The following is a 9,179-nucleotide window of genomic DNA, read 5'->3' as shown; positions in this document are numbered from 1 at the left end:
CGACTGAACTACCGCTGCGCATTGTGGACTTGCGTCCTTTTGATACTTTGAAAGCCCTCGTACTTCAGCTTTCAAACTCAACGATGGTGGGTGATGACGGGATCGAACCGCCGACCCGCTGCTTGTAAGGCAGCTGCTCTCCCAGCTGAGCTAATCACCCTTTGCTTCGTTGAGGCCGCGAAATTTACGCACCTAACGAACCTAAGTCAATAGCCTGATTGAAGTTTTTTAAAAAACAGGCTCAATCGCAAAACCGCTACCACACATCAAAAGCACAACAAAGAGTCAATGTTGGCAGACTGCACGAAACTATTCGGCGTAGACCATCTTGCGAGTCATGCCGCCGTCGACCACAAATTCCTGCCCGGTCACAAAACCGGCGTTTCTGGACAACAACCACGCAACCATCGCGGCCACATCTTCTACCGTCCCTACCCTGCCGGCAGGATGCTGGGCGTGATCGGTCTCGGACAACGGCTCGGCCTTGCGCAACGAGGGGTCGCGCGCATCAATCCAGCCGGGACTGACGGCGTTTACACGTATCTCCGGCCCCAGACTGATTGCCAGCGCGTGCGTCAGCGCCATCAGGCCGCCCTTGCTGGCCGCATAAGCTTCGGTATCGGCCTCGGACTGGCGGGAGCGAGTAGAGGTAAGGTTGACGATGCTGCCACAGTGCGCACGCAGGTAAGGCGCGCAATGCTTTGCGAGCAGCATCGGACCGCCGAGGTTGACTGCCAGTACACGGTTCCAGTGCGACAGCTCAAGGCTTTCCAGCGTAGTGTTGTGCGGATCGGCAATCGCGGCGTTGCACACCAGCGCATCGAGACGGCCAAACTGCCTGAGCACCTCGGCCACACCTGCCGCGACCTGCTCTTCACTGGCAACGTCCATGGCAATGAACAGGGCATTTTCACCCAGTGCACCCGCCACTTTGAAGCCCCTTGCACGATCCAGATCGGTCAGCACCACTTGCCAGCCCTTGGCAATCAGCCACGCCGCGATACCCAGCCCGATGCCGCGCGCGGCACCTGTCACCAGAGCAACACGGCCGTTGTGGGTGCTGGCAAATTTCAACGCCCACTCTTCGCCCGTCTCGCCACTGTTTTTGTTACCGGACTTGTCGTTCACAATGCCGCCAGACCACGAACCAGGTCGGCTTGCAGGTCCGTCACATCTTCCAGGCCCACTGCAACCCGTATCAGGCTGTCCCGAATACCCGCTGCCTCACGCTCCTGAGGTGCCAAACGACCATGAGACGTAGTGCTCGGGTGAGTGATCGTGGTTTTGCTGTCGCCCAGGTTGGCGGTGATCGAAATCAGCCGCGTGGCATCGATGAAGCGCCATGCGCCATCCTTGCCACCCTTGACTTCGAAACTTACCACCGCGCCAAAACCCTTTTGCTGACGCTGTGCCAGCTCATGCTGCGGATGACTCTTGAGTCCGGCGTAGTGGACCTTTTCGATACCGTCCTGCTGCTCAAGCCACTCGGCCAGCGCCTGGGCATTGGCACAATGAGCGCGCATCCGCAGGTTCAGGGTTTCCAGGCCCTTGAGGAAGATCCACGCGTTAAACGGGCTGAGTGTCGGCCCGGCGGTGCGCAGGAAACCCACCACTTCCTTCATCTGCTCGCTGCGGCCGGCAACCACACCGCCCATGCAACGACCCTGGCCGTCGATGAACTTGGTAGCCGAATGCACGACAATATCAGCACCCAGCAACAGCGGCTGCTGCAAGGCCGGCGTGCAGAAACAGTTGTCGACGATCAGCATCGCACCCTTGGCGTGAGCGATTTCAGCCAATGCAGCGATGTCCACCAGCTCGGCCAATGGATTGGACGGCGACTCGACAAACAGCATTTTGGTGTTGGGCTTGATGGCCGCGTCCCAGCCACTCAGCTCTGCGAGCGGAACGTAATCCACCTCAATGCCAAAGCGTTTGAAGTACTTGTCGAACAGGCTGATGGTCGAGCCAAAGACGCTGCGCGACACCAGCACATGATCACCGGCACTGCACAGGCTCATCACGACCGCCAGGGTCGCCGCCATGCCGGTGGCCGTAGCGACGGCCTGTTCGGCACCTTCCAGCGCGGCGATGCGCTCTTCAAAAGAGCGCACGGTCGGGTTGGTATCACGCGAGTAGACGTTGCCGGGCACCTCGCCAGCAAAACGCGCGGCCGCATCGGCAGCCGTGCGAAAGACATAGCTGGAGGTAAAGAACATGGGATCGCCATGCTCACCTTCCGGGGTGCGGTGTTGCCCGGCACGTACGGCAAGGGTATCGAAACCCACACCTTCAAGGTCGCTATCCAGCCGACCTGCATCCCATTCCTGAGTCATGCCGCCCACTCCTTGTCCAATTTAGTTGTTGTACAGATCGATGATCGCGCTCACGGCCTGAGTCTTGATCTTGGAGGCGTCGTTACGCGCGCTCTCGATCCTGTTCAGATAATGCTCGTCGATGTCACCGGTCACGTACTTGCCATCGAAAACCGAGCAATCGAAGTTGTCGATCTTGATTTTCTTGCTGCCGCTGACCGCTTCGATCAGGTCATTCAGATCCTGATAAACCAGCCAGTCGGCACCGATGAGGTCGGCCACGTCCTGAGTGGTGCGGTTGTGGGCAATCAGCTCGTGAGCACTCGGCATGTCGATGCCGTAGACGTTGGGGTAGCGCACAGCCGGGGCTGCAGAACAGAAGTAGACATTCTTGGCACCGGCTTCACGGGCCATCTGGATGATCTGCTTGCAGGTCGTGCCGCGCACGATGGAGTCATCCACCAGCATCACGTTCTTGCCACGGAACTCCAGCTCGATGGCGTTGAGCTTCTGGCGTACGGATTTCTTGCGCGCAGCCTGGCCCGGCATGATGAAGGTCCGGCCGATGTAGCGGTTCTTGACGAAACCTTCGCGGAACTTGACGCCCAGATGATTGGCCAGCTCCAGCGCAGCGGTACGGCTGGTGTCCGGAATCGGGATGACCACATCGATATCGTGATCCGGACGCTCGCGCAGGATCTTGTCGGCCAGCTTCTCGCCCATGCGCAAACGCGCCTTGTAGACCGAAATGCCGTCGATGATCGAGTCAGGACGTGCCAGATAAACGTGTTCGAAGATGCACGGCGCATACTTGGGGTTGGCCGCACACTGACGGGTATGCAGCTTGCCATCTTCAGTGATGTAGACCGCTTCGCCCGGTGCCAGGTCGCGAATCAGGGTAAAGCCGAGCACGTCCAGCGACACGCTTTCCGACGCGATCATGTATTCGACGCCTTCGTCGGTATGACGCTGGCCAAACACGATAGGACGAATGGCGTCCGGGTCACGGAAGCCGACAATGCCGTAGCCGGTGATCATTGCCACGACCGCATAGCCGCCACGGCAGCGATTATGCACGTCGGTCACTGCGGCGAAGATATCCTCTTCGGTCGGCTGCAACTTGCCACGCACGGCCAGCTCATGGGCGAAAACGTTGAGCAGCACTTCCGAATCGGAATTGGTGTTCACATGGCGCAGGTCGGATTCGTAAATCTCCTTGGCCAGTTGTTCGACGTTGGTGAGGTTGCCGTTGTGCGCCAACGTGATGCCATAAGGCGAGTTGACGTAGAACGGCTGGGCCTCTGCAGACGTCGAGCTGCCCGCCGTTGGATAGCGCACATGACCGATGCCCATATGCCCGACCAAGCGCTGCATATGACGTTGATGAAACACATCACGCACCAATCCGTTGTCCTTGCGCAGGAATAACCGGCCATCGTGGCTGGTTACGATACCGGCAGCGTCCTGGCCGCGGTGCTGGAGGACGGTAAGCGCGTCATACAGCGCCTGATTGACGTTCGACTTGCCGACGATACCGACGATGCCACACATGCGACACAACCCCTACTTAGTGGAACTGGATTTACCGAGCACATCCTGCGGCATTGTAGACGGCAGGATCTGTTCCTTGAACGGCAGATCAGCGGGTACGCTGATGCCGCTGGCGAGCCACTTGCTGGACATCCCTAGAATCAGGTTTTTCGACCAGTCAGCGACCATGAGAAATTGCGGCACCAGCCTGGACTGCTGCCACCATTGATCCTGTTGCACCGGCCCCAGGCTCAACAGCCCTACCGCCACAACGACAAGCAGGCCTCCGCGTGCTGCGCCGAAGACCATGCCGAGAAAACGATCGGTCCCGGAAAGCCCGGTGACGCGAATCAGCTCGCCTATCAGAAAGTTGACCATGGCGCCTACCAGCAAGGTGGCGACAAAAAGAATGGTGCAGCTCGCAATCACGCGTGCCGAAGGTGTTTCTATGTAATTGACCAGATACTGCGACAGCCCCGCGCCAAACATCCAGGCCACAACGCCTGCAATGATCCACGTCGTCAACGACAGTGCTTCTTTTACGAAGCCGCGCTTCAGACTGATCAGGGCGGAGATGGCGACAATTCCCAGAATTGCCCAGTCAACCGGAGTAAATGGCACGTTGCAGCCTGCAGACGGATAAGGCGGCGCATTTTAGCAGAGCGCCCGCCTGCCGGTAAGCAGCGATTACCGGCGCGAGGCATTTTCCTTTAACGCAAGGGCACGAGGTGCCGAACGGTCAGCCCCGCTCAGGCTGAAAGCGCACCACAATACCTTTGAGCTTTTGCTGTTTGTCGAGCTGATCGCGCAGACGATCAGCTTCGGCACGCTCGATAAGCGGGCCGACAAATACCCGATTAACGCCATCGGCAGTGCGAATGTAAGCATTGTAGCCTTGAGTTCGCAGGGTCTTTTGCAGGTTGTCGGCGTTGGCACGGTTGGACATGCTTGCCAGTTGAACCGACCAGCTGATCGACAGCCCGTTGGCATCGACGCCAGCAGATGCTGCTGGCTTGGCGGGTGCCGCAGGGGCTGCCGGGGCCGGCTTGGCAGCAGGCTTCGGGGCCGGGGCGCTGGCAACCGGAGGTGTGGCCGGTGTGGTTGGGGCAGGTGCGATCGGCATGGAAGGCGGCTGGCTGCTGCTCATGTCATCGTCGTTGGGCACAGGCTCCTGAGGCAGGGCCTGAGGCTCCGGAACAGGCACCGGGTCGACCCGGATATGCGAAGCCGCAGGTGCCTGGGGTGCGGACGGTGCATCGACCTGCACCTGACGCGTTTCATCTTCCCGCGTGAAGAGCATGGGCAAGAAGATGACCGCCACAGCGATCAGCACCAGTGCTCCAACCATTCGCTGCTTGAATACGTTATCCAGCAAAGCCATTTGCAGCGTCCTCATCGGTGTACCGGGCCACCCATTCCAGGGCCTCGGCAACACAGTAAAATGATCCGAACAGCAGAATCTCGTCATCGGGCGTGGCGTGCGCGCACTGAGCTTCCAGCGCCAACGCAACACTCTGATAGGACGTCACGCAGGCGCCAAGGTTCTGCAAGGCCGAATGCAACTCTTCTGCCGGTCGGCTGCGCGAGGTAGGAAGCGGCGCAACGGCCCACTCATCGATGACCGGCACCAGATGCGCGACCACACCCTCGAGGTCCTTGTCGTTCAACAGGCCAAATACGGCGCGACGCTTGCCGACAACCGGCTGGCGCGCAAGGCATTGCTCCAGAAATTGCGCCGCATGGGGGTTGTGACCCACATCGAGAAGCAGATTGAGCCGCTTGCCTTGCCAGCTGACAGTTCTGCGATCAAGACGACCGGCGAGCCGGGTCTGCGCCAGAACCTGCCCTACTGCATCCGTTTGCAGCGGGTACCCCAGCAAGGCAAACGCCTGAAGTGCCAACGCTGCGTTCTGCATAGGCAGGTCCAGCAGTGGCAGACCGCGCAGTTCGACCTGTTCGCCGTGAGCAACACCACGCCAGTCCCAACTGTCCTTGCCTATCGAGAGGTCGAAATCACGACCACGCATCAGCAGCGGGCAACCCAACTCACGAGCCTTGGCCAGCAGCGGCTCGGGTGGTTCCGGATCGCCGCACAACGCTGGGCAACCGGCACGAAAGATTCCGGCCTTTTCGAAGGCGACCGACTCACGGGTGTTACCCAGATACTCGGCATGATCAACACCGATACTGGTGACAAGCGCGAAATCCGCATCAACAAGATTTACCGCATCCAGGCGACCACCCAGACCGACCTCCAGAACGACCGCATCCAGCCGGGCCTGTTCGAACAGCCAGAATGCCGCCAGCGTGCCCATTTCGAAATAAGTCAGGGTTACATCACCACGCGCCGCTTCAACCGCCGCGAACGCATCGCATAACTCCAGGTCGGTTGCCTCGACACCCTGCACTTTCACCCGCTCGTTATAGCGAATCAAATGTGGGGAGCTGTAGACACCGACTTTCAAGTCCTGAGCCTGCAACAAGGCAGCGACAAAGGCACAGGTTGACCCCTTGCCGTTGGTGCCCGTCACCGTAATCACCCTGGGAGCCGGACGCGTCAGCCCCAACTGCTGCGCTACCTGCCGAGAACGATCCAGCCCCATGTCGATGGCGGATGGATGCAGTTGCTCCAGGTAAGCAAGCCAGTCGCTCAGGGATGTAGAGGTCATATCGTGGCCGGTGCCGGTGGAACGACGATAGGCTCGATGACCGGCGCTACAAAACGAGGCGTCGGCAGGTTCATCATCTGCGCCAGCAGGTTACCCAGACGCGGACGAAGCTCGCTACGCGAGATGATCATGTCGATAGCACCGTGATCCAGCAGGAACTCGCTACGCTGGAAGCCCTCTGGCAGCTTCTCGCGAACGGTTTGCTCGATCACGCGAGGACCGGCGAAACCGATCAGCGCCTTGGGCTCGGCAACGATGACATCGCCCAGCATGGCCAGACTGGCGGAAACGCCGCCGTAGACCGGGTCCGTCAACACCGAGATAAAGGGCAGGCCTTCTTCGCGAAGACGTGCCAGAACGGCCGATGTCTTGGCCATCTGCATAAGCGAGATCAGTGCTTCCTGCATGCGCGCACCGCCGGAAGCGGCGAAGCAGATCATCGGGCAACGATTTTCCAGGGCGTAGTTGGCGGCGCGCACGAAACGCTCGCCGACGATGGCGCCCATAGAACCGCCCATGAACGAGAACTCGAATGCTGACGCCACCACCGGCATGCCCAGCAGGGTGCCGCTCATGGAAATCAGCGCATCCATTTCACCGGTCTGCTTCTGCGCAGCGGTCAGGCGGTCCTTGTATTTCTTGCCGTCACGGAATTTCAGACGGTCGACCGGCTCAAGATCGGCACCCAGCTCTTCGCGGCCTTCGACATCCAGAAAAATGTTCAGGCGGGCACGCGCGCCGATACGCATGTGGTGGTTGCACTTGGGGCAGACGTCCAGGGTCTTTTCCAGCTCAGGGCGATACAGCACCGCCTCACAGGACGGGCATTTGTGCCAGAGGCCTTCGGGAACCGAGCTCTTCTTGACCTCGGAACGCATGATCGATGGGATCAGTTTGTCTACCAACCAGTTGCTCATGCTTTATATCTCCAGTACCGGTGTGGCTCGAACGGCTGGCGATCACGCGCCAGTCGCATGCCCTCGGATAAATTCGTGTATGGACGATGATGAAGGATAGCGATCGACCCAAGCCAGACCTGCACATCCCTCACCCCGATTTTTCACAACGACGGCGTTGCACTCTGGCACCACCGCTTACTTGATTCGACCCGCATGCCTCGTGGCAGGGACAGGCTTATGGACGGCGGCCGACCGGTAACCGTCACATCAGGTGCCATGCACCGCACTCATGAACGCAAGGATCTTTTCCCGATCCTTGATGCCCCTGCTCTTTTCGACACCGCCGCTGACATCCACGGCGTAGGGCCGAACCTGAGCAATGGCCTGTGCCACATTCGCCGACGTCAGCCCGCCCGCCAGAATGACCGGTTTATCCAGATCGTCCGGAATCAGCGCCCAATCGAAGGTTTCTCCGGTGCCGCCAGGAACACCCTCTACATAGGTGTCGAGCAGCACGCCTCGCGCATTGCGATAGGTACGGCAAACCTGAGCGATGTCATCACCCGCCTTGACCCGCAAAGCCTTGATGTAGGGGCGATGATAACCATCGCATTCATCAGGTGTTTCATCGCCATGAAACTGCAGCATGTCCAGCGCAACCGCATCCAGCGTCTCGTTGAGTTCGCAGCGGCTGGCGTTGACGAACAGGCCGACAGTGGTAATGAACGGCGGCAACGCGGCAATGATAGCGCGAGCCTGCAGCACTGTTACTGCACGCGGACTTTTCGGGTAGAACACCAGGCCAATTGCATCGGCTCCTGCCTCGGCTGCAGCCAGAGCATCCTCTATGCGGGTAATCCCGCAGATCTTGCTGCGAACGGCTGACATATAGTGAGCAACCTCAGACCTTTCGGAAAGTCCCGGATGTTAGCAAATGCTGCTCGGGTCGTCAGCCGTCCAGTTCTGCAAAGCCCGTAAGAAAATGCGGACCTACAAAACGCTCGGGCAGCGGAAATTCATCACGGTACTCGACCTGAACAAGGTACAGACCATAAGGATGGGCCGTCACACCACCGGTACGCCGAACCCGGCTTTCCAGCACATCCCGCGCCCACTCAACCGGGCGCTCTCCAGTACCGATGGTCATCAGAACACCGGCGATGTTGCGCACCATATGGTGCAGGAAGGCATTGGCGCGCACGTCGATCACGATCATCTTGCCGTGACGCGTCACGCGCAGGTGGTGCAACTGCTTGACTGGCGACTTGGCCTGACACTGGCCGGCGCGGAAAGCGCTGAAGTCGTGAGTACCGACCAGATACTCGGCTGCCAGTGCCATCCGCTCTACATCCAGTGGGCGATGATTCCAGGTAATTTCCTGATTCAGGTGCGCCGGGCGAATCTGATCGTTGTAGATCACGTAGCGATAACGACGGGCAATGGCCTTGAAGCGGGCATGAAACGTAGCGGGCATGACCCGGGCCCAGGTTACGCTGACGTCATGGGGCAGATTGATATTTGCGCCCATGACCCAGGCCTTCATGGTGCGCTCGGCCTGCGTATCGAAATGCACCACCTGCCCGCAGGCATGCACGCCAGCATCTGTGCGGCCGGCACACATCAGTGATACCGGTGATGCAGCCACTTTTGACAAAGCGTCTTCAAGAGTTTCCTGCACGGTCAGCACACCGGATGCCTGACGTTGCCAGCCGCAATAGCGCGAGCCCTTGTATTCAACGCCCAGCGCGATTCGGGAAAAACCCTCA

9 protein-coding genes and 1 tRNA gene are annotated in these 9,179 nt (G+C 59.4%); all 10 read right to left on the bottom strand.

The features are described from left to right. Positions 1 to 84: 84 nt before the first annotated feature. Positions 85 to 160 (bottom strand) — tRNA-Val (locus ALO64_RS21440). A 149-nt stretch (positions 161 to 309) separates the two neighbouring features. Then, positions 310 to 1,128, bottom strand: a complete 819-nt coding sequence (locus ALO64_RS21435) for an SDR family oxidoreductase (protein WP_044343538.1) — start codon at positions 1,126 to 1,128, stop codon at positions 310 to 312. After that, positions 1,125 to 2,336, bottom strand: coding sequence for an O-succinylhomoserine sulfhydrylase (locus ALO64_RS21430; RefSeq protein WP_054991797.1), 1,212 nt, complete (start codon positions 2,334 to 2,336; stop codon positions 1,125 to 1,127). The genes ALO64_RS21435 and ALO64_RS21430 overlap by 4 nt, the downstream gene beginning before the upstream one ends. A gap of 21 nt (positions 2,337 to 2,357) precedes the next feature. Next, positions 2,358 to 3,866 carry an amidophosphoribosyltransferase gene (gene purF, locus ALO64_RS21425; RefSeq protein WP_003347797.1) on the bottom strand — a complete coding sequence of 503 codons (1,509 nt, stop codon included), beginning with the start codon at positions 3,864 to 3,866 and terminating at the stop codon, positions 2,358 to 2,360. Positions 3,867 to 3,878: 12 nt separating this feature from the next. Next, positions 3,879 to 4,466 carry a CvpA family protein gene (locus ALO64_RS21420; protein ID WP_002552712.1) on the bottom strand — a complete coding sequence of 196 codons (588 nt, stop codon included), beginning with the start codon at positions 4,464 to 4,466 and terminating at the stop codon, positions 3,879 to 3,881. Between the two features lie 118 nt (positions 4,467 to 4,584). Next, complete coding sequence (locus ALO64_RS21415; protein ID WP_044343536.1) at positions 4,585 to 5,226, bottom strand: SPOR domain-containing protein; 642 nt, start codon at positions 5,224 to 5,226, stop codon at positions 4,585 to 4,587. Continuing rightward, on the bottom strand, positions 5,210 to 6,514 hold the full coding sequence (folC, locus tag ALO64_RS21410) for a bifunctional tetrahydrofolate synthase/dihydrofolate synthase (protein ID WP_044343535.1): 1,305 nt from the start codon (positions 6,512 to 6,514) through the stop codon (positions 5,210 to 5,212). Before folC ends, ALO64_RS21415 begins: the two co-directional genes overlap by 17 nt. Beyond that, entirely contained in the window at positions 6,511 to 7,431 is a 921-nt protein-coding gene (accD, locus tag ALO64_RS21405; RefSeq protein ID WP_002552709.1) for an acetyl-CoA carboxylase, carboxyltransferase subunit beta, read from the bottom strand. The genes folC and accD overlap by 4 nt, the downstream gene beginning before the upstream one ends. Before the next feature lie 249 nt (positions 7,432 to 7,680). Then, positions 7,681 to 8,301 carry a phosphoribosylanthranilate isomerase gene (locus tag ALO64_RS21400; RefSeq protein ID WP_005733906.1) on the bottom strand — a complete coding sequence of 207 codons (621 nt, stop codon included), beginning with the start codon at positions 8,299 to 8,301 and terminating at the stop codon, positions 7,681 to 7,683. Between the two features lie 61 nt (positions 8,302 to 8,362). Further along, entirely contained in the window at positions 8,363 to 9,163 is an 801-nt protein-coding gene (truA, locus tag ALO64_RS21395; protein ID WP_057443421.1) for a tRNA pseudouridine(38-40) synthase TruA, read from the bottom strand. Positions 9,164 to 9,179: the final 16 nt, after the last annotated feature.

The organism is Pseudomonas meliae (assembly GCF_001400515.1).
GTDB classification, from domain to species: Bacteria; Pseudomonadota; Gammaproteobacteria; order Pseudomonadales; family Pseudomonadaceae; genus Aquipseudomonas; species Aquipseudomonas amygdali.
This window is presented reverse-complemented; position numbering and strand designations above follow the sequence as displayed.